Genomic DNA, 23,704 nt, shown 5'->3' with positions numbered 1-23,704 from the left:
GCGCCGCCGGCGATCTCCGTCCTCGCGGTCGATGACTCCCGCCCCTTCCGGCCTGGTCTCCTCCGGCGGTGTCCGTGTTGTCAGTGGGCGCCTATAACCTCGTAAGCGTGTCGTCTCTCGCGCTGTACCGCCGCTATCGCCCGGAGTCGTTCGCCGAGGTCATCGGGCAGGAGCATGTCACCGACCCGCTGCAGCAGGCGCTGCGGAACAACCGGGTCAATCACGCGTACCTGTTCAGCGGGCCGCGCGGCTGCGGGAAGACGACCAGTGCGCGCATCCTCGCCCGCTGTCTGAACTGCGAGCAGGGGCCCACGCCGACACCGTGCGGAGAGTGCCAGTCGTGCCAGGACCTGGCGCGGAACGGACCGGGTTCGATCGACGTCATCGAGATCGACGCGGCCTCTCACGGTGGTGTGGACGACGCCCGTGAGCTGCGCGAGAAGGCCTTCTTCGGCCCCGCGAGCAGCCGGTACAAGATCTACATCATCGACGAGGCCCACATGGTCACGTCGGCCGGTTTCAACGCGCTGCTGAAGGTCGTCGAGGAGCCGCCGGAGCACCTCAAGTTCATCTTCGCGACCACCGAGCCCGAGAAGGTCATCGGCACGATCCGCTCGCGTACGCACCACTATCCGTTCCGGCTGGTGCCCCCCGGCACGCTCCGGGAGTATCTCGGCGAGGTCTGCGGCAAGGAGAAGATCCCGGTCGACGAGGGTGTCCTCCCCCTCGTCGTGCGCGCCGGGGCCGGCTCCGTGCGTGACTCGATGTCCGTCATGGACCAGCTGCTGGCGGGCGCGACGGACGAGGGCGTGACCTACGCCATGGCCACGTCGCTGCTCGGATACACCGACGGCTCGTTGCTCGACTCGGTCGTCGAGGCCTTCGCCGCCGGGGACGGGGCCGCGGCCTTCGACGTCGTCGACCATGTCATCGAGGCCGGCAACGACCCGCGGCGGTTCGTCGCCGACCTGCTGGAGCGCCTGCGCGACCTGGTGATCCTGGCCGCCGTGCCGGACGCCGTCGAGAAGGGCCTCATCGACGCCCCCGTCGAGGTGCTGGAGCGGATGCAGGCCCAGGCCGGCGTCTTCGGCGCCGCCGAGCTCAGCCGCGCCGCCGACCTGGTCAACGAAGGCCTCACCGAGATGCGCGGCGCCAACTCGCCTCGCCTCCAGCTCGAACTGATCTGCGCCCGCGTGCTCCTCCCCGCCACCTACGGCGACGAACGCTCCGTCATGGCCCGCCTGGACCGCCTGGAGCGCGGGATCAACTTCGCGGGCGGCGGTGCCGGTCCCGCCCTGGGGTACGTGCCCGGCCCCGAGGCGCACGGGGGAGCGGCCGCCCCGCCCCTGGGCACGGGCGTGACGCCGCAGGCCGGACCGCCCGCCCACGCCCCGCAGACCGAGCAGGTCCCACCGGGTGGCGGGCCCGCCGCAGCTCGCGCGGCGGCGCGGGGGGCCGCGGGCGCGACAGGCGCATCGGGCCCGGACCCGTACGGGGCGCCGGCACCCGTCGCCGGACAGCCGACCCCGGCTCCGCCCGCCCCGCCGATCGCACCGACCGCCCCGCCCCCGCCTCCCACCGCCCCCGCGCCCCCCGACCCGGTCGCGAGCCCCACGCCCCCCGTCAACGCACCCGCCTCCGCCCCCGGCTCCTGGCCCACCCCCGCCTCCGCGGGCGGCGGGCGCCGTCCCGGCGGATGGCCGACGGCCGCGCCCGCCGGCGGTGGCCCCGGCCCCGCGCCCGCAGCCCCGGCCGCGCCCCCCGCCGCGGGCCCGTCCGCCGCGTACGCCCAGCCGAGCGCCCCTACGGCCCCCCAGGCCCCCGCCGCCCACAACCCGGCCCCCGGCGGACCCGACCCCCGCACGCTCTGGCCGAACATCCTGGAGACGGTGAAGAACCGCCGCCGCTTCACCTGGATCCTGCTCAGCCAGAACGCGCACGTCACCGGGTTCGACGGCACGACCCTGCAGATCGGCTTCGTCAACGCGGGCGCCCGTGACAACTTCGCGAGCAGCGGCAGCGAGGACGTCCTGCGGGCGGCACTGGCCGAGCAGTTCAACGTGCACTGGAAGATCGAGGCGGTCATCGACACCTCGGGCGGCTCCGCCGCACCGGTCGCCCCCGGCGGCTACGGGTCCCCGGCGCCGGCCGCCGGTGGCTACGGCGGTGGCGGTACGGGCGGCGGCTACGGCGGTGGCGGCGCCGGCGGTGGGTACGGCGGCTCCCCGGCCCCCGCGCCCCGCCCCGCCTCTCCCCCGTCCTCGACGGCCGCCCGCCCCGCGTCGCCCGGTCCGGCCGCGCCCCCTCGGTCGGCCCCGGCCGCCCCTCCCGTCGCAGCCGCCCCGCCCTCGCCCCCTGAGCCCCCGCCCGTCTCCCCCGAGGACGACACCCCCGAGGACGACGACCCCGACCTCGACGAGTCCGCCCTCTCCGGCCACGAACTGATCGTGCGCGAACTGGGGGCGACCGTGGTGGAGGAGATCACGAACGAGTAGCGGGCGAGCCGCGGGCGGGGACCGTCGCCGTAGGGCCTTGGGCCCTCGTTCGCCGCTCCGATTCGTACGATCAGACGAACCCGCCCCGTCCCACTCTTCGGGCGCCCCCACAAAGCCCCCCACCCCCTGCGGCTAGGCTGACCCCGTGAAGGTCCTCGTCATTGGCAGCGGTGCTCGTGAGCACGCGCTCTGCCGTTCGCTGTCCCTCGATCCCGATGTCACCGCACTCCACTGCGCACCCGGCAACGCGGGCACGGCGGAGGTCGCCGAGTCGCACCCGGTCGACGCGCTGGACGGCGCCGCCGTGACCGCGCTGGCCACGCGGCTGGAGGCCGACCTGGTGGTCGTCGGCCCGGAGGCCCCGCTGGTCGCGGGTGTCGCCGACGCCGTGCGCGCGGCGGGCATCCCGGTGTTCGGCCCGTCCGGCGAGGCCGCTCGGCTGGAGGGCTCCAAGGCCTTCGCCAAGGAGGTCATGGCCGGAGCCGGCGTGCCGACCGCGCGGTCGTACGTCTGCACCACCGCCGAGGAGATCGACGAGGCGCTGGACGCGTTCGGTGCGCCGTACGTCGTCAAGGACGACGGGCTCGCGGCCGGCAAGGGCGTCGTCGTGACGGCGGACCTCGCCCAGGCCCGCGAGCACGCGCTCGCGTGCGGCCGGGTCGTCATCGAGGAGTTCCTGGACGGCCCCGAGGTCTCCCTCTTCGCCATCACCGACGGCGTGAGCGTCGTCCCGCTCCAGCCCGCGCAGGACTTCAAGCGGGCGCTCGACGGCGACGAGGGCCCCAACACTGGCGGCATGGGCGCGTACTCGCCGCTTCCGTGGGCCGACCCGAAGCTGGTCGACGAGATCCTGCAGACCGTGCTGCAGCCGACGGTCGACGAGATGCGGCGCCGCGGCACCCCGTTCTCCGGCCTGCTCTACGCGGGCCTGGCGATCACCGGCCGAGGCGTGCGGGTGATCGAGTTCAACGCGCGGTTCGGCGACCCGGAGACCCAGGTCGTCCTCGCCCGTCTCAAGACCCCGCTGGCCGGTGTCCTGCTGGCCGCCGCCAACGGCACCCTCGGCGACCTCGAACCCCTGCGCTGGAGCGCCGACGCGGCCGTCACCGTGGTCGTGGCCTCGCACAACTACCCCGGCTCACCGCGCACCGGCGACCCCATCACCGGCCTCGACGAGATCGCCGCCGTGGACGCCCCGCACGCGTACGTCCTGCACGCCGGTACCCGGCGCGTGGGCGACGAGGTCGTCAGCGCCGGCGGCCGCGTCCTGTCCGTCACGGCCACCGGTGAGGACCTCACCCAGGCCCGCGACCGTGCCTACACCGCCGTCGCCCGCATCGGCCTCGACGGCTCCCAGCACCGGTCGGACATCGCGGCGAAGGCGGCGGCGGAGGCGTGACCGACTGACGGGCGTGGACCGGCCCGCCCCTCCACGCCCCCGCGTCCTTCCTCAACGCCTCCCTGCACATCCGTCCCCTTCGCGACATCCGCATGCGAAGCGTCAGCAACGGGTACGAACCCCAGGCCCCGGAATCCCTCGGAGACACCCAGGAACCCCTGGGAAGCCGTCGGAATCCGGGGCCCGATCCTTGCCCGGCGTCCTTCACCTCTCCCCAGAGCCATTCCATCGAGTGAGCGATGGCCCAACCGGCTGACGACGGCCGGGGCCCCAACTAGGGTGCGGCGCAAGCGTTCCGGCACTTGGCCCACCGGCATTGCGATGTCGGTGGGCGGTGCCACAGTGGGGGAGTGAGCAACGTCAGGGCATTCGGCGGCGACCACTGCGACGAGCAGTCCTCGCAGTCGTCGCGGTGTGCGCCGCACGGGACAGCAGGGGGTGACGTCGGGTCGTGACCGGTATGGCAGGTGGTGAGGAGGCGGGCGCGCAGGCCGCGCGCGCCCGGGCCCTCGCCGTGCTGCGGGTCCGCAGCAGGGCGCTGGCCGTGGCGGTGCTGCCCGCGGCCGTCGCCGTCGTCCTGGTGGTCGGCGGGTCGACCGGCCGTCTGACCGGCCCCGGCTGGTCCATGGCGAGCCGGATCGTGTCCGGCCTCGCCCTCGTCGTGCTCCTCGCCGCCACGGGCATCGCGCTCGTCGTCGCCCGTGCCCGGCCCGCCGTGAGCCCCACGGTCACGGTCACCGAGAAGGCCGCGCCCGATCTCTACCGGCTGGTCCGGGACCTGGCCGACCGCCTCGACGTCCCGCCCCCGTCCGCGATAGCGCTCACCCCGGACTGCGACAGCTGGCTGGAGGACCGCACCCACCCGTCCCACCACCAGCCCGACGCGCCCCGCCACTCCTCGAACGACGGGGCCGACGGGAGCGAGGTGGTCGACGGCGGGGGCGCCACGGCCGGTGACCGCGGCACGGGGCGGGACGACGAGATGACGGACACGCGCGGCTCGTCACCCGGCCTGCCCTCCCGTCCGCAGTCCCGTCTGGCATCCGGACCGGAGTCAGGGCTCTCCTCCCACCGTCGGCACCGCGCGCCCACCGCGCCGGTGCTCGTCATCGGCTCGCCGTTCCTGTGGTGGATGCGGGTCGGTGAGCTACGAGCGGTGCTGGCCCCGGTCGTCGCGGGTACGGGACCGTCGGCGCACCCGGACATAGCCGCGGCCCGCCGTTTCGTGCGGGGGCTGGACGCGGCCGTGGCCGTCAGCTCGGCCCCGTCGCACGGTGTGGCCGTCCGTACGGCGCTGGGCGGAGTCGGCTGGGTGACCCGGATGCTCCTGCGCGGCTGTCGGGGGCACGCGGCCGAGATGGAGCGCGGGGTCGCCGCCGCGGCGGCCGAGCGTGCACAGGCTGTGGACTACGGTCTGCGGATCGTCGCCCAGGAGCAGGTCGGCCTCGCCTACGCGGGCTGGGACCGTCTCCTCACCCGGGTCGCGCTGCCCGCGTGGCGGATGGGCCGGTGGCCGTCCCGTCTGGACGCGGGTGTCGTGGCCGCGCTCACGGAGCTGTCGCGCCGAGACCGCCTCGCCGAGGGCTTCGCCTCCCGGCTGGGCGAGCGCCCCGCCTGCGACCTGCTCGAAGAGCCCGGCACGGTCGACGAGGCCGCGTCCCTGCTCGCCGCCCGCCTCTTCCACGGCGGCCCCGCCGAGTCAGGCCCCGACTGGTCGCCGGTCGACTGGCACGAGTACCCGGACGAGGTGGTCGACCGCAAATGGCGCGCCGACGCGGCCCGTCTCCATCGCGTCCTCGACGGGCTGGGCGTCCGCCACCCGGCGAGCGACCCGACCACCGACCCCACCGGCCCGGCGCACGGCGGCCCCACCCTCTCCCGGGTCCTGACCCACCTGACCACCGCGGCCGCCGCCGCTCCGCATCCGCCGGCCACCGAGGCCGCCGAGGTCCCCGGGGCGGGTCCCGGTACGACGACCGCGCCGCACGGCCACCCGTCCCCCCACCCCGCCGCCGGACGCGCGACGGCCGCGGAGGCGGACCGCGAACACGAGCACAACCCCGACCTGGAACCGGACAGCCACCACATATCCCCGCACGACGCCGGCGTCACCACTGCCCCAGGCCCGGACCTCGATTCCGACTCCGACGACGAATCCGGCCTGGCCACCCCGCAGTCCGCCGCCCTCGCCGCCGCCCTGACCGCGGAACTGGCGCGCGAGGAGGCCACGGTCCCGGCCGACGGCCACCCCGCGGCCGGTGGGGCCGAGGCGCAGGGCCCGGACCGGGCGCTGTGGGACGACGGACTGCTGCCGCTGTTCCCGATGCAGCCACCCCGCACGGGCCGCGAGCTGCTGACGGAGCACGTCGCCGCGATGGTGTGCTGCGCGGCGATGGACACGGCGGGCGCCACCCCGGGCCTGGACTGGCTGGACGGCCCCTCCCTCCTCGTCGACGGCGTACGGGCGGCCGACCTCGCCCCCCGCGTCCTCACCCTCGTGGAGGACGGCGACCCGGTCCCCCTCCGCGACTGGCTCAGCCGCCTCGGCGTCCGCCCGGAGAAACCGGTCCGCCTGGTCTGAACGCCTGGTCTGAACGCCTGGTCCGAACGCCTGGTCCGGAGCCCGCCCGACGGTGGTCCCGAGGCCGATCCCGCAGAGGGTCCTGGGGGTGTTGTGGCTGGTCGGAAGGGGGTGTCCGACTCCCTATCCGGACGTCGCCGTTCCACTCCCACCGATTCACGACGAACGGTGACGGGGTGCGTGCTTAATGTGATGTGCTGGGACAGGTCGCGTACGGAGCACGTGCTCACGACAGCTCACGGGGGCGAGGGAGGGGAGAACTCATGGGCTCGGAGCAGCACCACATCCGCCGCTGGGAATCGGGAGCCCTCGCCCACGCGGTGACGGACCCCTTCGGTCAGGGACCGGTCCCCTGGCTGCGGGGCAATGTGACGTACTTCGACGACACCGGCCAGGTGGTCCCCTGGTACGTGGACCCGGGCCCGCCCGAGCCCCCCGCGTCCGCCCGGGGCACCCGCGCCCGTGTCCCGGCCCCCCGCGTCCCGCCGGGCCCCCGCTCCGCCGACGACGTACGCCGGCAGATCAAGGGGTTCGCGGCGACCGGCGCCGCCGCTCCCGGCCAGTCCATCGACTTCCACGTCACCGTGGACCCGCCCCAGGAATTCGGCGTCGACATCTACCGCATCGGCCACTACAGCGGCGACGGCGCGGCGAAGATCACCACCAGCCCCCGGCTGTCCGGCATCGTCCAGCCCCCGCCCCTCACCGCCGACCGCACGGTCTCCTGCCACCACTGGTGGCTCTCCTGGCGGCTGCAGATCCCCAGCTACTGGAACGTCGGCGCCTACGTCGCGGTCCTGACCACCGCCGACGGCTACCGCTCCCACGTCCCGTTCACCGTCCGCGACGACCGCCCGGCCGACCTGCTGCTCCTGCTCCCGGACATCACCTGGCAGGCGTACAACCTGTATCCGGAGGACGGCCGCACCGGCGCCAGCCTCTACCACGCCTGGGACGAGGACGGGCGGCTGCTCGGCGAGTCCGAGGCCGCGACGACCGTCTCCTTCGACCGCCCGTACGCCGGCGCCGGCCTTCCCCTCCATGTGGGCCACGCCTACGACTTCATCCGCTGGGCCGAGCGCTACGGCTACGATCTCGCCTACGCCGACGCCCGCGACCTGCACGCCGGCCGCGTCGACCCCAGCCGCTACCGGGGGCTGGTCTTCCCGGGCCACGACGAGTACTGGTCGCCGCAGATGCGCCGCACCACCGAACTCGCCCGGGACAGCGGCACCTCGCTGGTCTTCCTCTCCTCCAACACCATGTACTGGCAGGTGGAGCTGAGCCCCTCGCCGTCCGGAGCCCCCGACCGCCTCCTCACCTGCCGAAAACGCCGGGGCCCCGGCAAACCCGCACTGTGGCGCGAAGTCGACCGCCCCGAGCAGCAGTTGATGGGCATCCAGTACGAGGGCCGGGTCCCCGAACCGCACCCCCTGGTCGTGCGCAACGCCGACCACTGGCTCTGGGACGCGACCGGTGCCCATGAGAACGACGAGCTGGCCGGCATGGTCGCCGGCGAGGCCGACCGCTACTTCCCGCGCACCCCGCTCCCCGAGCACCAGGGCCGTATGCTCCTCGCCCACTCCCCGTACCGGGACAAGGACGAGGTCGTCCGCCACCAGGAGACCTCGCTGTATCGCGCCCCCTCCGGCGCCTGGGTCTTCGCATCCGGAACGTTCGCGTGGTCCCCGGCCCTGGACCGTCCGGGCCACGTCGACACTCGGGTCCAGCGAGCCACGGCAAACCTCCTGGACCGCATCTGCAAACGCGACTGAGCGCACCGAACACAACCCCTGGCCAAGATCGGTCGCCCGCGTACGGGAGAATCGAGCCACTTGGACATCACCACGGGGAGGAACCGTGTCCGGATTCGTAGAAAAGCCCGAGCCGATCCAGGTTCCGGGCCTGGTGCACCTGCACACCGGCAAGGTGCGCGAGCTGTACCAGAACGAGGCGGGCGACCTCGTGATGGTCGCCAGCGACCGAACGTCCGCGTTCGACTGGGTGCTGCCCACGGAGATCCCCGACAAGGGGCGCGTCCTCACGCAGCTGTCCCTCTGGTGGTTCGACCAGCTCGCCGACCTGGTCCCGAACCACGTCCTGAGCACCGAACTCCCGCCGGGCGCCCCCGCCGACTGGGCGGGCCGCACGCTCGTCTGCAAGTCGCTGAAGATGGTCCCGGTGGAGGCGGTGGCCCGTGGCTACCTCACCGGCTCGGGCCTGCTGGAGTACAACGACTCCCGCACGGTCTGCGGTCTCGCCCTCCCCGAGGGCCTGGTCGACGGCTCGGAGCTGCCGGCGCCGATCTTCACCCCGGCCACCAAGGCCGCCGTCGGCGAGCACGACGAGAACGTGTCGTACGAGGAGGTCGCCCGCCAGGTCGGCGCTGAGACCGCCGCCCAGCTGCGTCAGACGACTCTCGCCGTGTACGGCCGCGCCCGGGACATCGCCCGTGACCGGGGCATCATCCTGGCCGACACCAAGTTCGAGTTCGGCTTCGAGGGCGACACCCTGGTCCTCGCCGACGAGGTCCTCACCCCGGACTCGTCCCGTTTCTGGCCGGCCGACCTGTGGAAGCCGGGCCGCGCCCAGCAGTCCTACGACAAGCAGTTCGTCCGCGACTGGCTGACCTCGGACGCCTCCGGCTGGGACCGCGCGAGCGAGCAGCCCCCGCCTCCGCTGCCCGAGGAGATCGTCGCCGCGACCCGCGCCAAGTACGTGGAGGCGTACGAGCGTCTGACGGGGATCGGTTGGAGCTAGCGGGACGAAGAAGGCCCCGGTCCAGTGGACCGGGGCCTTCTTTCACGAGCGGACGACCAGGTTCGAACTGGCGACCTCAACCTTGGCAAGGTTGCGCTCTACCAACTGAGCTACGTCCGCGCTGCGCCGTGGCGCGAGGCCTACTATACCCAACCTCGCTCCCGTGCGAGACGCACCGCCGCGTGCCGGTTCTCCACCCCGAGCTTGGACACGGCCGACGACAGATAGTTGCGGACAGTCCCCTGGGACAGCGAGGCCCGCTCGGCGATCTCCGTGACGGGCGCCCCGTCGGCGGCGAGCTCCAGCACCTCGGCCTCCCGCGCGGTGAGCGGGGAGTCGCCGGAGGAGATCGCGTCGGCCGCCAACTCCGGATCCACATAACGGTTCCCCGCGTGGACGGCCCGGATGATCTCCGCGAGCCGTTGTGCGCTGACGGTCTTGGGGACGAACCCGCGCACACCTGCCGCCAGCGCCCGCTTGAGATGCCCCGGCCGACCGTGACCGGTCACGATCAGCACGCGGCAGCCCGGCAGTTCGGCCCGCAGCGATGTGGCGACCCTCACACCGTCCGCCCCCGGCATCTGCAGGTCCAGCACGGCCACATCCGGCTTGTGCGCCATCGCCATCGCCAGCGCCTCCGGCCCGCTCGCCGCCTGCGCGACCACCACCAGGTCGTCCTCCAACGCCAGCAACGCGGCCAGCGCCCCCCGGATCAGATGCTCGTCGTCGGCGAGCAACAGCCGCACGGGCCGCCCGTCCGCCGCCGCCTCCGGTACGCCCGTCATGACGCGGCCCCTCGTACGACCGCCTGACCGACCGCGGCCGACGTACCGCTCGCGGCCGCGCCCGCCGTGGAAGCCGAGCCCGAGTTCTCGGCGGACGCCGACTCCGCGGAGGGCAGCGGCACCCGCGCCACCACCCGGAACACCTCTTCGCCCACCGGCCCCGCCTCCAGCGTCCCGTCCACCACCGCCAGCCGCTCCCGCAGCCCGGCGAGCCCGGACCCGGCGCCGACGGAACGCCCCCCGTCCTCCTCCGCCCCGGTCGCCCGTATCCCGTCGTTCTCCACGGTCAGCACCGCCTGCCCCTCCGTCACCCTCAACACCACCGTGCATCGCACGGCGTTACCGTGCCGGAGCACGTTCGTCGTCCCTTCCCGTACCACCCAGGCAAGCGCGGACTGCACCTCGCCGGGCAGCCCGGCGGTGTCCGCCCCGTCGACCGAGCAGGTGATGCCGGCCGCCGCCAGTACGCCCCGCGCACCGGAGAGTTCGACCCCGAGGTCGGCCTCCCGGTAGCCGCGTACGACATCCCGTACCTCGCGCTGCGACTCCTGCGCGATCCGCTGGACCTCGATCATCTGCTCGACGGCCTCGGGCCGTTCCCGGCGGGCGAGCTGGACGGCCAGCTCGCTCTTCAGGGCGATGACCGCGAGGTTGCGGCCGATCACGTCGTGCAGGTCGCGCCCGAAGCGGAGCCGCTCCTCGGCGACCGCGAGCCGGGCGCGGGTCTCGCGGGCGTCGGCGAGTTCGTAGACGGCCGTGAGGAGCCAGACGGAGAAGACGGAGGTGAGGGCGAAGGTGGTGGTGCCGATCAGCACCACCACCAGGGCCGCCAGTGCGGAGGTCCCGCCGACCCCGGTGGCGAGGGCCGTCGCCCCGCTGCCCGTGGCGAAGGCCACGATCACGGCCGCCAGGCGGCGGCGGCTGCGGACACCGAGCGCGATGGTACCGACGCCGAAGATCAGCACGCCCCCGAACGTGGCGAACAGCGCCGCACGGGCGTTGTCCCCGAGGGACGCGCTGTCAGCGAGCACCATCGCCGCGCAGCCGACCAGCGCGCTGACGACCCCGATGGTCCAGAACAGGTGTACGGGCTGCGCACGGCGGCCGCGCACCCAGTCGAGCGCCCGGGAGACCGCGACCGAGCAGAGCGCGCCGTGCACGGTCACCAGGGCGAAGAACCAGCCCGCGTACCGCAGGGGCAGCTGGCCGAAGAGCGGTATCCCGAACCCGCCGACCTCGATCAACGGGAAGGTCTGGAACGACCACCGCGTGTACGTCTCCACCTTCGCCGGTGTGCTCTTCGTCCGCCACCAAGCCCCCGGCCCCCGCATGGCCCAACTCCCCTCACCGGCGCGGTTCCCAGCGGAACCACCGCCGTACAGCAAACACCGCGAGCACGGTCCAGGCCAGCGCGGTGGCGACGGCGCCCAGGGTGTCGTACGCGGACAGGTCGCCGGTCCAGCCGCCGCGCACCAGCGTGATCACGGGGGTGAGCGGCAGCAGTTCGAGGAAGGACGCCAGACGGTCCGGCAGCACTTCGAGCGGCACGGTGATGCCCGACCCGAGCAGCGACACGAACATCAGCGGCAGGCTGGTGACCTGGGCGCTCTCGGCGGTACGGCTGTAGCTCGCGGTGACCGCCGCCAGCGCCACGCACAGCACGACACCCAGCAGCACCCCCAGTACGGCCAGGTGCGGCGCGGGCGGCGCCCCCAGGTCGAGCAGGACCGTGCAGCCGATCGCGAGGAGCACGCACTGCGCGAGCGCGATACCGGCCGCCGGCAGCGCGGCCCCGACCAGGATCTCCGGGTCGCGCAGCTCACCGGTCCGCAGCCGCTTCAGCACCAGTTCCTCGCGGCGTACGACGAAGATGTTGGTCAGCGCCGTGTAGACCGCGAAGAGCAGCGAGAAGCCGACGGCGGCGGGGAGCATGACCGTCCCGACGTTCAGCCCCGCCTCGCCCAGGTCCATCTGGTCCGTCGCCGACCGCACGCTGAGCGGCAGCAGCAGCGGCACGAACAACGCCGTGAACAGCGTGGCCCGGCTCCGCCCCAGCAGCGTCAGCTCGGCGCGGGCGAGCGCGGTCATCCGCCCCCGGAGGGTCGTCGTCCCGGCGGCCGCGACGACCGGCGCCGCCCCCGCTCCCGCGACCGCACCCGTCGTTCCCGTTCCCCTGCCCGTCCCCGTCCCCGTGGTCGCCCTCATACCGCCACCCCGCCCTTGCGCGAGCCCTCGCCCGTACGCGCTCCCGTGTCCGTACGCGCTCCCGTGTCCGTACGCGCTCCCGTGTCCGTACGCGCTCCCGTGTCCGTACGCGCTCCCGTGTCCGTGCGGGACTCCGTGCCCGCACGCGCCGCCTCCGCCGACTCCCGCGCGATCCGCAGGAAAGCCTCCTCCAGCGAGGCCGACCGCACCTCCAGCCGGCGCAGTTCGATCCGTGCCCGCTCGGCCCACAGCAGCAGTCCGGTGGCCGCCCGCTGGAGTTCGTTCGTGCGCAGGACCACCACGCGGTCGTGCTCCTCGTGCCCGGTGACGCCCAGTTCGCCGAGCGGCGGCAGGTCGCCCAGGAAGTACCCGGCGGGCAGTTCGAAGGAGATGCGGGAGGGCTGGGAGGCGGTCACCTCGGCCGGGGTGCCGGTCACGGCGACGGTGCCCTCATGGAGGATGGCGAGCCGGTCGGCCAGGTCCTCGGCCTCCTCCAGGTAGTGCGTGGTGAGCAGCACGGTCGTCCCCCCGTCCCGCAGCTCCCGCACCAGTTCCCAGGTGTCCTGGCGGCCCTCCGCGTCGAGCCCGGTCGTCGGCTCGTCCAGGAAGAGGACCTCGGGGCGCCCGAGGAGCGCGAGCGCCAGGTCGAGGCGCCGCTTCTCACCCCCGGACAGCTGCTTGACCCGCACGCCGGCCCGTCGCCCGAGTCCGACGATCTCCAGCGCCTCCCCTACGGGCCGCGCCCCGCTGGTGCAGCCGGCCCACATCCGTACCGTCTCGGTGACGGTCAGCTCGGAGGGGAAGCCGCCTTCCTGGAGCATCACGCCGATGCGGGGGCGTACGGCCGCGCGCTCCCCGTAGGGGTCGTGCCCGAGGACCCGTACCCGGCCGCCGGACGGCGGAGCGAGACCCTCCAGTACCTCGACCGTCGAAGTCTTGCCCGCGCCGTTGGTGCCCAGGAGCGCGAAGAGTTCTCCCCGGCCCACGGAGAAGGTGATTCCCCGCACGGCCTCGAAACCGCCCCCGTACACGCGGCGCAGGTCGGTGACCTCGATCACGTTCTCGTGATCGTGAGTGCTCACGTCGTCGTGCCCGTTCGTCTTCATGTCCTCAGCGTCCCGTGGGGGAGAGCCGCGGAGCAGTGCGCGGTGTCATCGCTCGGCATGACAAATGTCAGACGCGGGGGACGTCAAAGACGCCAAAGACGCCAAAGATGCCAAAGATGCCAAAGCGGTCCAGGACGTCGAAGGGGTCCAGGACGGCAAAGGCGGAGTCGGGGGAGTCGCGCACGAGTTGGGGCAGTCGCGCACACGAAGAAGGCCCCGGTCCAGTGGACCGGGGCCTTCTTTCACGAGCGGACGACCAGGTTCGAACTGGCGACCTCAACCTTGGCAAGGTTGCGCTCTACCAACTGAGCTACGTCCGCATTGCCTCCGACAGGCTCCCACCGATCGGCGCGAGGACTACTTTACCTGATCCACAACAGTGGTCCGGTAAGTGATCCAGAGCGGGTGACAGGAATTGCACACTGCGCCTTCCCCCTGGAAGGGGGATGTTCTACTACTGAACTACACCCGCGTGACTCCGGTGAGCCGGGCCTTTCGGCCTTGCCCCTCGGCGTGCTCCAGACTCTAGCTGATCCGCCCGGGGGCAACGCAAGTCGGTTGCCGTCGGGGGCCAAGTCGGCCGCCCCCGGGGTCCGCTGACGAACCCTGAGGACCGGCCGACCCGGGCGGCGGCTACTGCGCCTCGGCGAACGCCTCGTAGACCCGCTTGGGGATCCGGCCGCGCGCGGGGACCTCCAGCTTGTTGGCCTGGGCCCAGGCGCGGACGGCCGCGGGGTCCGGAGCGACCTGGGTCTGCTGATAGGCCTTGCCCGACCTCGACCGCTTGCGGCCGGCGTCCACGTAGGGCGCGAGCGCCTTACGCAGTTTCTTGGCATTGGCTTCGTTCAGGTCGATCTCGTACGACTTGCCGTCGAGTCCGAAGGCGATCGTCTCCGCCGCTTCCGAGCCGTCGATGTCGTCGGAGAGAGTGACCACGACACGCTGCGCCACGAATATCGGTCCCTTCGTGCGACATCTCTCCGTTGACGTGCCCTGACGTCAGGAAGATGTCGGCTGTCCGGCTGTTATTTGGGCAAAGTATCGGCTATTGCCAATTCATTTGTACAGTGCCCGGCATTGCAATGTGCAGACAGACTTAATCCGCCCGCGTGTCCCTCGCGCAATAGGGATCCGGGATCTTTCCCAGAAGTTTTCATGAGGGTGATCACCTGATACCGGATCGTGACCGCCGTCACTCGGAATCCCTGTAGTTTCCTACGAATCTACCCGCGTAGAAATTTTGTACGGGTAGTCTGAAGGAACCTGCTCAGCACCACACACCGGGAGTGCCAGTGGCACGCGTCGTAGTCGACGTCATGCTCAAGCCGGAGATCCTCGACCCCCAGGGCCAGGCGGTGCAGCGCGCGCTGCCGCGCCTCGGTTTCGAGGGCGTCTCCGACGTACGTCAGGGAAAGCGATTCGAACTGGAAGTTGACGGACCGGTGGACGACGCCGCGCTCGCCCGCATCCACGAGCTGGCGGAATCCTTCCTCGCCAACACCGTGATCGAGGACTTCACCGTCAAGGTCGAGGAAGTCGCGGAGGCCGGAAAGTGACCGCTCGTATTGGCGTCGTCACCTTTCCCGGCAGTCTCGACGACCGGGACACCCAGCGTGCGATCAGGCTCGCCGGTGCCGAACCCGTCGCTCTCTGGCACAAGGACAAGGACCTCCACCAGGTCGACGCCGTGGTGCTGTGCGGCGGTTTTTCCTACGGCGACTATCTGCGCGCCGGAGCCATCGCGCGCTTCTCGCCGGTGATGGGCACGCTCATCGAGCAGGCGAAGGCCGGACTGCCGGTCCTCGGCATCTGCAACGGCTTCCAGATCCTCACCGAGGCCCACCTCCTGCCGGGCACGATGCTGCGCAACGACCACCTGCACTTCATCTGCCGTGACCAGAAGCTGCGGGTGGAGAACGCCGAGACCTCCTGGACCACCGACTACACGGCCGGCCAGGAGATCCACATCCCGCTGAAGAACAACGACGGGCAGTACGTCGCCGACGCGTACACGCTCGACAAGCTGGAGGCCGAGGGCCGTGTCGCCTTCCGGTACCTCGACTTCAACCCCAACGGCTCCCAGCGGGACATCGCCGGCGTCACCAACGAGGCCGGCAACGTCGTGGGCCTCATGCCGCACCCGGAGCACGCCGTGGAGCCGCTGATCGGCACCGGCCGCACCGACGGCCTCCCCTTCTTCACCTCGATCCTCAAGAAGCTGGTCAACGCATGAGCCGGACGCCTCTGGACACGGTCGAGCACGCGGCCGCGACCCCCGACGTCGAGCTGCCCTGGGCCGAACTGGGCCTGAAGAAGGACGAGTACGAGCGGGTCGTGGAGATCCTCGGCCGCCGCCCGACCGGCGCCGAGCTGGCCATGTACTCCGTCATGTGGTCCGAGCACTGCTCGTACAAGTCCTCGAAGGTCCACCTCCGCCAGTTCGGCGAGAAGGCCCCGCAGTCCGACGCCCTCCTCGTCGGCATCGGCGAGAACGCCGGCGTCGTGGACGTCGGCCAGGGCTACGCGGTCACCTTCAAGGTCGAGTCGCACAACCACCCCTCCTACGTCGAGCCCTACCAGGGCGCGGCCACGGGTGTCGGCGGCATCGTCCGCGACATCATCGCGATGGGCGCCCGCCCGGTCGCCGTCGTCGACCCGCTGCGTTTCGGCGCGGCCGACCACCCCGACACCAAGCGCGTCCTGCCGGGCGTCGTCGCCGGCATCGGCGGCTACGGCAACTGCCTGGGCCTGCCGAACATCGGCGGCGAGGTCGTCTTCGACGCCTGCTACCAGGGCAACCCGCTGGTCAACGCCGGTGCCATCGGTGTCATGCGGCACGAGGACATCCACCTCGCCAAGGCCTCCGGCTCGGGCAACAAGGTCATCCTCTACGGGGCCCGGACCGGCGGCGACGGCATCGGCGGCGCCTCCATCCTGGCCTCCGAGACCTTCGACGACGCCAAGCCGTCGAAGCGTCCGGCCGTGCAGGTCGGCGACCCCTTCCAGGAGAAGCTCCTCATCGAGTGCACCCTGGAGGCCTTCAAGGAGAAGCTGGTCGTCGGCATCCAGGACCTCGGCGCGGCCGGCCTGTCCTGTGCGACGTCCGAGCTGGCCTCGAACGGCTCCGGCGGCATGCGCGTGACGCTGGACGACGTCCCCCTGCGCGACTCGACCCTCTCGCCCGAGGAAATCCTCATGAGCGAGTCGCAGGAACGCATGTGCGCGGTCGTGGAGCCGGAGAAGGTCGACCGGTTCCTGGAGATCTGCGACAAGTGGGACGTCATCGCCACGGTGATCGGTGAGGTCACCGACGGCGACCGGCTGGAGATCTTCTGGCACGGCGGCAAGATCGTCGACGTCGACCCGCGCACGGTCGCGCACGACGGCCCGGTCTACGAGCGCCCCTACGCCCGCCCCGAGTGGCAGGACGCGCTCCAGGCGGACGACGCGAACAAGCTGCCCCGGCCGGCGACGAGCGAGGAACTGCGGGAGCAGGTCCTGCGGCTGGTCGCCTCCCCGAACCAGGCCTCCAAGTCCTGGATCACCAGCCAGTACGACCACTTCGTGCAGGGCAACACGGTGCTCGCCCAGCCCGAGGACTCCGGCATGATCCGCGTCGACGAGGAGAGCGGCCTGGGCGTCGCCATCGCGACCGACGGCAACGGCCGCTACGCCAAGCTGGACCCGTACCACGGCGCCCAGCTGGCCCTGGCGGAGGCGTACCGCAACGTCGCCACCACCGGCGCCAAGCCCCTCGCCGTCTCCGACTGCCTGAACTTCGGCTCCCCCGAGGACCCGGCGGTCATGTGGCAGTTCGCGGAGGCCGTGCGCGGTCTCGCGGACGGCTGCCTGCAGCTGGGCACCCCGGTGACCGGCGGCAACGTCTCCCTCTACAACCAGACGGGCGAGGTGGCCATCCACCCCACCCCGGTCGTCGCGGTCCTGGGCGTCATCGACGACGTGGCCCGGCGCACGCCGGTCGCCTTCCAGGAGGAGGGCCAGCTGCTCTACCTGCTCGGTGACACCCACGAGGAGTTCGGCGGCTCGGCCTGGTCCCAGGTCGTCCACGACCACCTCGGCGGTCTGCCCCCGCGGGTCGACCTGGAGCGCGAGCGCCTGCTGGCCGAGATCCTGATCTCCGCCTCCCGCGACGGCATGATCGACTCCGCGCACGACCTCTCCGACGGCGGCCTGATCCAGGCGGTCGTGGAGTCGGCCCTGCTCGGCGGCAAGGGCGCCCGCCTGGTCGTCCCCGACGGTCTGGACGCCTTCACCTTCCTCCTCTCGGAGTCGGCCGGCCGCGCCGTCGTGGCCGTCCCCCGCTCCGAGGAACTCCGCTTCAACGACATGTGCGGCGCCCGGGGCCTCCCGGCCACCCGCATCGGTGTCGTCGACGGCGACGCGGTGGAGATCCAGGGCGAGTTCACCCTCCCCCTGGAGGAGCTGCGCACGGCCCACGAGGGCACGATCCCGGCGCTGCTGGCGTAGTCCCCCGTACACGACGGAGCCCCGCCCGGATCGACACGACCGGGCGGGGCTTTCTCGTGTCTACGGGGTCAGCGGACGTAGGTCTTGAGGATCTCCGTGTCCAGTTCGATGTCCATCGGGCCGGGGATGCGGACCTTCTCGCCGAACTTCGCGGTACGTACGTCGCGGTAACCGCCGAGCTGCCGGTCCGGGCCGCTGTGCACGGCGGTGCACGAGTCCCGGTCGATCAGCAGGTATAGAGGGATCCCGCACTGTCCGTACGCGGTCGGCTTCTCGTGCCGGTCCCGCCGGTCGGTGTCGGAGTCGTACGAGGTGACCTCGACGACCATGAGGGCACCGTCGGGGTCGGCCCACTCGCCGTGCCCCGCGAAGTGGGCCTCGGGAGTGACCACGGCATCGGGTTTCGCCCTGCCCCCACGATAGGACTCCACCCTGAGCCCTCGGCCCTGATACAGATCCAGGTCCGGTCTGGCCTGCATACAGCGCCGTGCAAGCCACCTCACGATCGTGTCGTGGTCTCCGTCCGCCACCGCTTTGACTCCGATTCGTCCGTTGATGAACTCCAACGTGACGGTCTCGGGAGCGGCGGAGGCGATCGTTTCGAACTCCTCCACCGACATCTGAGACGTGCGCTCGGCCATAACCGTCATGTTGCCCCCCTTTCCGGGCGAAGGCCAGCGTCGCCAGTGAGCGTCGGTGCGGGGCGCACTTCGCCGTCGACCACACTTTCGAGTGACCGGGAGTCCACGCAGGCGCGGCCGCATACGCTCAGCCCATGCCGCCCGCCAGGAAACGCCCCCGCGCCTACGACCCCGCCAAGACACGCAAGGCCGTCCTGGCCCAGTTCGGGCACGTACGGGAGGCGGTGGGCGTCCTCACCGAGGAGCGGCTCGCGCTGCCGACCCGACTCGGGGAGTGGACCGTACGGGACCTGGCCGCACACCTCACCATGGCCGTGGAGAGCGTCAGCCGGGCCCTGGAGCGGCCCGAGCCGCCGAAGGCCGAGCTGAACCCCCTCGACTACGCCTCCGCCACCGCCGCCCACGCGTCCGCCATCGCCGAGGGCAGCCACGACCTGGCCGAGGCCCAGCCCGACCTGGTCGCCCTCTACGCGGAGGTGGAGCGGCGGATCACCGACGCGCTCGCCGCCGCCCCGCTGGGCCGGGTCATCGACACCCGCGCCGGCGGCATGCTCCTCGACGACTACCTGGTCACCCGCACGATCGAGCTGGTCGTCCACACCGACGACCTGAACGCCGCGGTTCCCGGTCTCGCCGTCCCGTACGACCGGCACGCCCTCGCCACCTGTGTCCGGGTGCTCGCCGACACCCTCGCCGCGCGGGTGCCGGGCGGCTCGACGGAGGTGCGGATTCCGCCGTACGCCGTCGTGCAGTGCGTGGAGGGGCCGAGGCACACCCGGGGCACGCCGCCGAACGTCGTCGAGACCGACCCGTTGACCTGGATCCGGCTCGCGACCGGCCGTGTGGAGTGGGCCGCCGCCCTGGACGAGGCGCAGGTCAGCGCGAGCGGCGAACGGGCCGACCTGGGCGCCCTGCTGCCCCTGATGCGCTGACCCGGCCGCGAAACCCGGTGGAACCACCCACCGACCCCACCCGTCCCACCGCCATGGACAAGCGACTGCGACTGACCCTCACCGCCCTGGCCGTGCTTCCGCTGCCGCTGCTCGCGGCCTGTGGCTCCGAGTCGGCCGGCGATCCCGGCAGCGGCGCCGTCGACGCGAGCACCAAGAAGTCCTCGGTCACCGGCGTCCGCTGGAAGGTCGACAGCCTCACCGTCGGCGGGAAGACCGAGCAGGCCCCCGACGGCGCCTATCTGAAGATCGCCGACAACGGCGAGGTCGACGGCAACTACGGCTGCAACACCTTCGGCTCGACCGCCGCGTTCAAGAAGAACGGCATCGACTTCGAGGCCGCCCGGTCCACCGAGATGGCCTGCGGCGACGCCCAGATGAAGTTCGAGAAGAGCTTCGCCCGCACCTTGGACGCGGGGACGTTCACGGCCGAGACCGCCAGCGGCGGACTCACCCTCACCACGGGTGACGGCGACACCGTGAAGCTGACGAAGGAGAAGCCCGCCGAGCTGTACGGCACGACGTGGCGGATCGATTCCCTGATGGACCACGACGTCGCCACCTCCCTCCCCGAGGCGGCCAGGGGCAAGGCCTGGTTCACCCTCGACGAGAAGGCCGGAACCCTCAGCGGAAGCGTCGGCTGCAACGAGGTGTCGGCCAAGGCCACGGTGAGCGAGGACCGCATCACCCTCGGCAATCCGCGGACCACCCGCAAGATGTGCTCCGACTCACTCATGGCCGCCGAGCGAAGCCTCCTGAAGATCTTCAAGGGCACGGTGGAGTATCGGATCGATCACCGCAGTATCACGCTGACCAGCGAAAACGACGCGGGCATCGGTGCCGTCGCCGACAAGTGACCTGTGAAGGGCCGCAGTCGGGAACCCGGGCAGGCGAGATCACCGGATTCGGACCGGTGCACGATCTCGCCTACACTCGGTGGCGTGCCACGTGGTGACGGACGACTCAACCACGACCTTCTCCCCGGCGAGAAAGGCCCCCAGGACGCGTGTGGCGTCTTCGGTGTCTGGGCGCCGGGCGAAGAGGTCGCGAAGCTCACTTACTTCGGGCTCTACGCCCTCCAGCATCGGGGCCAGGAATCCGCGGGTATCGCGGTCAGCAACGGCTCCCAGATCCTCGTCTTCAAGGACATGGGCCTCGTTTCCCAGGTCTTCGACGAGACCTCGCTCGGTTCCCTCCAGGGTCACATCGCGGTCGGTCACGCCCGCTACTCGACCACGGGTGCCTCCGTGTGGGAGAACGCCCAGCCGACGTTCCGTGCCACCGCGCACGGCTCCATCGCGCTCGGCCACAACGGCAACCTGGTCAACACCGCCCAGCTCGCGGAGATGGTCGCCGACCTGCCCAAGCAGGAGGGCCGTACGCCCCGCGTCGCGGCCACCAACGACACCGACCTGCTCACCGCGCTCCTCGCGGCGCAGGTCGACGAGGACGGCAGGTCGCTGACCGTCGAGGAGGCCGCCCCGAAGGTCCTCCCGCAGGTCCGCGGTGCCTTCTCCCTGGTCTTCATGAACGAGCACACCCTGTACGCCGCCCGTGACCCGCAGGGGATCCGCCCGCTGGTCCTCGGCCGGCTGGAGCGCGGCTGGGTCGTCGCCTCCGAGGGCGCCGCCCTCGACATCTGCGGCGCGAGCTTCGTCCGCGAGATCGAGCCGGGCGAGTTCATCGCCATCGACGAGAACGGCCTGCGCAGCTCCCGATTCGCGGAAGCGAAGCCGAAGGGCTGTGTCTTCGAGTACGTCTACCTGGCCCGCCCGGACACCGACATCGCCGGCCGGAACGTGTACCTCTCCCGTGTGGAGATGGGCCGCAAGCTGGCCAAGGAAGCCCCGGTCGAGGCCGACCTCGTCATAGCGACCCCGGAGTCCGGCACCCCGGCCGCCATCGGCTACGCGGAGGCCTCGGGCATCCCGTTCGGTGCGGGTCTGGTGAAGAACGCGTACGTCGGACGTACGTTCATCCAGCCCTCCCAGACGATCCGCCAGCTCGGCATCCGTCTGAAGCTGAACCCGCTCAAGGAAGTCATCAAGGGCAAGCGCCTGGTGGTCGTCGACGACTCGATCGTCCGCGGCAACACCCAGCGCGCGCTGGTCCGGATGCTCCGCGAGGCGGGCGCCGCCGAGGTCCACATCCGGATCTCCTCGCCGCCCGTGAAGTGGCCCTGCTTCTTCGGCATCGACTTCGCGACCCGCGCCGAACTCATCGCCAACGGCATGACGATCGACGAGATCGGCACCTCGCTCGGCGCCGACTCCCTGGCGTACATCTCACTCGACGGCATGATCGCGGCGACCACCATCGCCAAGCCCAACCTCTGCCGCGCCTGCTTCGACGGCGAGTACCCGATGGAGCTGCCGGACCCCGAGCTGCTCGGCAAGCAGCTCCTGGAGACCGAGCTGGCCGCCGGACCGGCAGCCACGGCCGCGGCCGACGCGATCCGTCGCCCGTAAGCCCGTCCTCCCTGCAGTACGACACGAAAGTTCTCACCGTCATGTCTGAGACAACTGGTGCCAGCTACGCAGCCGCGGGCGTCGACATCGAGGCGGGCGACCGCGCCGTCGAGCTGATGAAGGAGTGGGTGAAGAAGACGCAGCGCCCCGAGGTCCTCGGCGGCCTCGGCGGCTTCGCCGGTCTCTTCGACGCCTCCGCCCTCAAGGGCTACGAGCGCCCGCTGCTCGCCTCCGCCACGGACGGCGTCGGCACGAAGGTCGACATCGCCCGGCAGCTCGGCGTGTACGACACCATCGGCCACGACCTGGTCGCCATGGTGATGGACGACATCGTGGTCTGCGGCGCCGAACCGCTGTTCATGACCGACTACATCTGCGTCGGCAAGGTCCACCCGGAGCGGGTCGCCGCCATCGTCAAGGGCATCGCCGAGGGCTGTGTCCTCGCCGGCTGCGCCCTCGTCGGCGGCGAGACCGCCGAGCACCCCGGCCTCCTCGGCCCGGACGACTTCGACGTGGCCGGCGCCGGTACGGGCGTGGTCGAGGCGGAGCACCTGCTCGGCCCGGATCGTATCCGTACGGGTGACGCGGTGATCGCCATGGCGGCCTCCGGCCTTCACTCGAACGGGTACTCGCTCGTCCGGCATGTCCTGCTGAACCAGGCCGGTCTCTCGCTGGACGCCGAGATCGCCGAGCTGGGCCGCACCCTCGGCGCGGAGCTGCTGGAGCCCACCAAGATCTACTCGCTGGACTGTCTGGCCCTCACCCGCACCACCGAGGTCCACGCCTTCAGCCACGTCACCGGCGGCGGTCTCGCGGCCAACCTGGCCCGCGTGATCCCCGACACCCTCCACGCGACCGTGGACCGCTCCACCTGGACCCCGGCCCCGATCTTCGACCTGGTCGGCAGGACGGGCCAGGTCGAGCGCCTGGAGCTGGAGAAGACCCTGAACATGGGCGTGGGCATGATCGCCATCGTCGCCCAGGAGTCCGCGGACGTGGCCCTGAGGACCCTGGCGGACCGTGGAGTCGATGCCTGGGTGGCAGGCGAGATCACCGACCGCGCCGACCACACGACGGGCGCGGAACTGGTGGGCGACTACGCGCGCGCCTGAACAGCTCCAGCCCCCGGGGGCAGGCCGAAGGCCGCCCCCAGGGGCGCGGGGAACTGCGGGAGCAACGCACGACGCACCCGCGGTCGCCAGATCGCAGTGCGACCCGAGCGATGAGGCGCCCCAGCCCCCAGCGGAGCGGGACCGCACAAAACCCGGTCCGGCGGTGGAAACCCACCCGGACCGGGTAAGCGCGGCGTTACGGCGTCAAGCCCCGCGGCGATGCGACGCCGGACCGGACTCGTCGTCCTCGTCCTCATCGTCGTCGTTGTAGAGATCCGCGTACTGGGAGTACGGGTCGTCGTCGTCTTCGTCGTCTTCGAACGGCTCGCCATTCGGCGGCTGGCTCGAAGTCGAAGCGCCCAGCTCATTGGCCAGACGCGACAGATCAGTCCCGCCGCTGCTGTACTTCAGCTGGCGGGCGACCTTCGTCTGCTTGGCCTTTGCCCGGCCGCGCCCCATGGCTCGACCCCCTCGGATACGGGGCTCGGTGGCCCCAGAGTCTTGACACGCGTTCATGATCTGGAACGGACTCTCCATGGAGAGACCGGTCCGTAGGGCTTCCACGGTACCTGAGCCCACGCCCATACGGTACGTCGCCCGCAGGACGTGCCCGTGCCCAGAACCCGCGAGGAGCCCTTTCCCCGCTGGTCAAAGGTGATTTTAACCGTTTCTGGGCGGGCGACCCGCCGACGGAAGTGAGAGTTCTCTCTAATG

General features: G+C 71.7%; 19 protein-coding genes and 3 tRNA genes. 12 read left to right on the top strand and 10 right to left on the bottom strand.

Translation table 11 applies throughout. From position 1 onward, the window contains the following. The first annotated feature begins 107 nt into the window (after positions 1 to 107). From H4687_RS22425 to H4687_RS22405, 5 genes are all read left to right on the top strand, one after another. Positions 108 to 2,495 (top strand): DNA polymerase III subunit gamma and tau, encoded by a 2,388-nt coding sequence (locus H4687_RS22425; protein WP_192781706.1) that lies wholly within the window; start codon positions 108 to 110, stop codon positions 2,493 to 2,495. Positions 2,496 to 2,640: 145 nt separating this feature from the next. Further along, a complete protein-coding gene (gene purD / locus H4687_RS22420; protein ID WP_046919804.1) occupies positions 2,641 to 3,894 on the top strand; it encodes a phosphoribosylamine--glycine ligase in 1,254 nt (417 codons plus the stop codon). Positions 3,895 to 4,354: 460 nt separating this feature from the next. Continuing rightward, positions 4,355 to 6,475, top strand: coding sequence for a M48 family metalloprotease (locus tag H4687_RS22415; protein WP_046919805.1), 2,121 nt, complete (start codon positions 4,355 to 4,357; stop codon positions 6,473 to 6,475). A 263-nt stretch (positions 6,476 to 6,738) separates the two neighbouring features. After that, the gene (locus H4687_RS22410) at positions 6,739 to 8,250 is read left to right on the top strand and encodes a N,N-dimethylformamidase beta subunit family domain-containing protein (protein ID WP_050398384.1); all 1,512 of its coding nucleotides are present in this window, start codon (positions 6,739 to 6,741) and stop codon (positions 8,248 to 8,250) included. Between the two features lie 85 nt (positions 8,251 to 8,335). Continuing rightward, entirely contained in the window at positions 8,336 to 9,235 is a 900-nt protein-coding gene (locus tag H4687_RS22405) for a phosphoribosylaminoimidazolesuccinocarboxamide synthase (RefSeq protein WP_046914968.1), read from the top strand. A gap of 47 nt (positions 9,236 to 9,282) precedes the next feature. Here the strand turns inward: H4687_RS22405 and H4687_RS22400 are convergent. The 8 genes from H4687_RS22400 to H4687_RS22365 form a co-directional block, all read right to left on the bottom strand. Next, positions 9,283 to 9,355, bottom strand: a tRNA-Gly gene (locus H4687_RS22400). Between the two features lie 23 nt (positions 9,356 to 9,378). Further along, positions 9,379 to 10,020: a response regulator transcription factor gene (locus H4687_RS22395; RefSeq protein ID WP_046914969.1), complete on the bottom strand. Its 642-nt coding sequence runs from the start codon at positions 10,018 to 10,020 to the stop codon at positions 9,379 to 9,381. Next, entirely contained in the window at positions 10,017 to 11,351 is a 1,335-nt protein-coding gene (locus H4687_RS22390) for a sensor histidine kinase (RefSeq protein ID WP_046914970.1), read from the bottom strand. The genes H4687_RS22395 and H4687_RS22390 overlap by 4 nt, the downstream gene beginning before the upstream one ends. A gap of 13 nt (positions 11,352 to 11,364) precedes the next feature. Beyond that, positions 11,365 to 12,108 (bottom strand): ABC transporter permease, encoded by a 744-nt coding sequence (locus H4687_RS22385; RefSeq protein ID WP_046914971.1) that lies wholly within the window; start codon positions 12,106 to 12,108, stop codon positions 11,365 to 11,367. A gap of 113 nt (positions 12,109 to 12,221) precedes the next feature. Further along, entirely contained in the window at positions 12,222 to 13,331 is a 1,110-nt protein-coding gene (locus H4687_RS22380) for an ABC transporter ATP-binding protein (protein ID WP_078907212.1), read from the bottom strand. Between the two features lie 247 nt (positions 13,332 to 13,578). After that, a tRNA-Gly gene (locus H4687_RS22375) sits at positions 13,579 to 13,651 on the bottom strand. Positions 13,652 to 13,731: 80 nt separating this feature from the next. After that, positions 13,732 to 13,803: transfer RNA gene (locus H4687_RS22370), tRNA-Gly, on the bottom strand. A gap of 161 nt (positions 13,804 to 13,964) precedes the next feature. Continuing rightward, a complete protein-coding gene (locus H4687_RS22365; protein ID WP_046914972.1) occupies positions 13,965 to 14,282 on the bottom strand; it encodes a histone-like nucleoid-structuring protein Lsr2 in 318 nt (105 codons plus the stop codon). A 341-nt stretch (positions 14,283 to 14,623) separates the two neighbouring features. Between H4687_RS22365 and purS the strand changes: the two genes are divergently transcribed. Genes purS through purL form a run of 3 tightly spaced genes read left to right on the top strand, consistent with a single transcriptional unit; the run spans position 14,624 to position 17,819 of the window. After that, entirely contained in the window at positions 14,624 to 14,887 is a 264-nt protein-coding gene (purS, locus tag H4687_RS22360; RefSeq protein WP_005482678.1) for a phosphoribosylformylglycinamidine synthase subunit PurS, read from the top strand. Further along, positions 14,884 to 15,564: a phosphoribosylformylglycinamidine synthase subunit PurQ gene (gene purQ, locus H4687_RS22355; protein ID WP_005482676.1), complete on the top strand. Its 681-nt coding sequence runs from the start codon at positions 14,884 to 14,886 to the stop codon at positions 15,562 to 15,564. The genes purS and purQ overlap by 4 nt, the downstream gene beginning before the upstream one ends. Beyond that, a complete protein-coding gene (purL, locus tag H4687_RS22350; protein WP_046914973.1) occupies positions 15,561 to 17,819 on the top strand; it encodes a phosphoribosylformylglycinamidine synthase subunit PurL in 2,259 nt (752 codons plus the stop codon). The genes purQ and purL overlap by 4 nt, the downstream gene beginning before the upstream one ends. Before the next feature lie 68 nt (positions 17,820 to 17,887). Here the strand turns inward: purL and H4687_RS22345 are convergent, their stop codons facing one another. After that, entirely contained in the window at positions 17,888 to 18,469 is a 582-nt protein-coding gene (locus H4687_RS22345; RefSeq protein WP_046914974.1) for a Uma2 family endonuclease, read from the bottom strand. Between the two features lie 125 nt (positions 18,470 to 18,594). Between H4687_RS22345 and H4687_RS22340 the strand changes: the two genes are divergently transcribed. The 4 genes from H4687_RS22340 (at position 18,595) to purM (ending at position 22,990) form a co-directional block, all read left to right on the top strand. Continuing rightward, the gene (locus H4687_RS22340) at positions 18,595 to 19,392 is read left to right on the top strand and encodes a maleylpyruvate isomerase family mycothiol-dependent enzyme (protein ID WP_046914975.1); all 798 of its coding nucleotides are present in this window, start codon (positions 18,595 to 18,597) and stop codon (positions 19,390 to 19,392) included. A gap of 53 nt (positions 19,393 to 19,445) precedes the next feature. Further along, complete coding sequence (locus tag H4687_RS22335; protein WP_046914976.1) at positions 19,446 to 20,267, top strand: META domain-containing protein; 822 nt, start codon at positions 19,446 to 19,448, stop codon at positions 20,265 to 20,267. 84 nt (positions 20,268 to 20,351) lie between these two features. Next, complete coding sequence (purF, locus tag H4687_RS22330; RefSeq protein WP_046914977.1) at positions 20,352 to 21,878, top strand: amidophosphoribosyltransferase; 1,527 nt, start codon at positions 20,352 to 20,354, stop codon at positions 21,876 to 21,878. Between the two features lie 41 nt (positions 21,879 to 21,919). Next, the gene (gene purM, locus H4687_RS22325) at positions 21,920 to 22,990 is read left to right on the top strand and encodes a phosphoribosylformylglycinamidine cyclo-ligase (RefSeq protein ID WP_005482663.1); all 1,071 of its coding nucleotides are present in this window, start codon (positions 21,920 to 21,922) and stop codon (positions 22,988 to 22,990) included. A gap of 204 nt (positions 22,991 to 23,194) precedes the next feature. Here the strand turns inward: purM and H4687_RS22320 are convergent, their stop codons facing one another. Beyond that, the gene (locus H4687_RS22320; protein WP_037726253.1) at positions 23,195 to 23,449 is read right to left on the bottom strand and encodes a DUF3073 domain-containing protein; all 255 of its coding nucleotides are present in this window, start codon (positions 23,447 to 23,449) and stop codon (positions 23,195 to 23,197) included. Positions 23,450 to 23,704: the final 255 nt, after the last annotated feature.

The sequence above is a fragment of the Streptomyces stelliscabiei genome (assembly GCF_014873495.1).
In the GTDB taxonomy this organism is placed as follows: domain Bacteria; phylum Actinomycetota; class Actinomycetes; order Streptomycetales; family Streptomycetaceae; genus Streptomyces; species Streptomyces bottropensis.
The sequence above is the reverse complement of the archived record's forward strand: the minus strand, read 5'-3'. Positions and strand labels throughout refer to the sequence as shown.